Source organism: Arthrobacter sp. ZGTC131, from assembly GCF_002929275.1.
GTDB lineage: Bacteria > Actinomycetota > Actinomycetes > Actinomycetales > Micrococcaceae > Arthrobacter.
The window spans coordinates 1-807 of the sequence record NZ_PJIK01000056.1 but is presented as its reverse complement, the minus strand read 5'-3'; the positions used below and the strand labels follow the sequence as shown (position 1 = coordinate 807).

The 807-nt window shown below is 61.7% G+C and carries 1 pseudogene; it reads left to right on the top strand.

Annotated elements, in window-relative coordinates:
• Window positions 1–807 (top strand): annotated as a pseudogene (locus CXQ90_RS21655) (thiamine pyrophosphate-binding protein); the annotation flags it as partial.

Below are 807 nucleotides of genomic sequence, written 5' to 3'. Positions count from 1 at the left end.
CATCAGGGAGCGCCACCTTCGTTAATCTGCACGCTGCCGCCGGTACGGGCAATGCGATGGGTGGGCTGACGAACGCTGTCTATTCACATTCGCCGCTGGTGATCACGGCCGGCCAGCAAGTCCGTGCGACCGTTGGCATGGAAGTGATGCTGGCCAACGTGGATGCACCGAGCCTGCCCCGTCCCCTCGTGAAGTGGAGCACGGAGCCACTGACCGCCGATGATGTTCCCAGGGCTATCAGTCAGGGAATTCACACGGCCACACTCCCTGCCCCAGGCCCTGTCTACCTCTCCATTCCCTATGACGACTGGGACCACGCAGCCCCTGAAAACGCACACCATCTGGCTTCCCGCACGTCTGAAGTGGGAGGAGCCCTGACTGCAGAACAACTGGACCGGCTAGTGGCCGAGATCAAGGCAGCACGTAGCCCGGTCCTCGTTTTCGGGCCCGACGTGGACTCGGTCCACGCTAACAACGATGCGGTGAGACTCTCGGAGAAGCTGAATGCACCGGCTTGGATCGCCCCCTCTCCCGCCCGCTGCCCTTTCCCGACGAGACACAGAAACTTCCGCGGTGTCCTCCCTGCATCCATCGCGGGAATCAACGCGCTGTTCAACGCTCACGACCTTGTCCTTGTTATCGGAGCGCCGGTATTTCGCTACCACCAGTACGAGCCGGGCAACTACCTCCCCGAAGGGACTCAGTTGCGGCACATCACCTGTGATTCGGGTGAGGCGGCCCGTGCTCCTATGGGCAAAGCCATCGTGGGGGATATCGCAACAATTCTCTCGCAGATCCTCGAGGCTG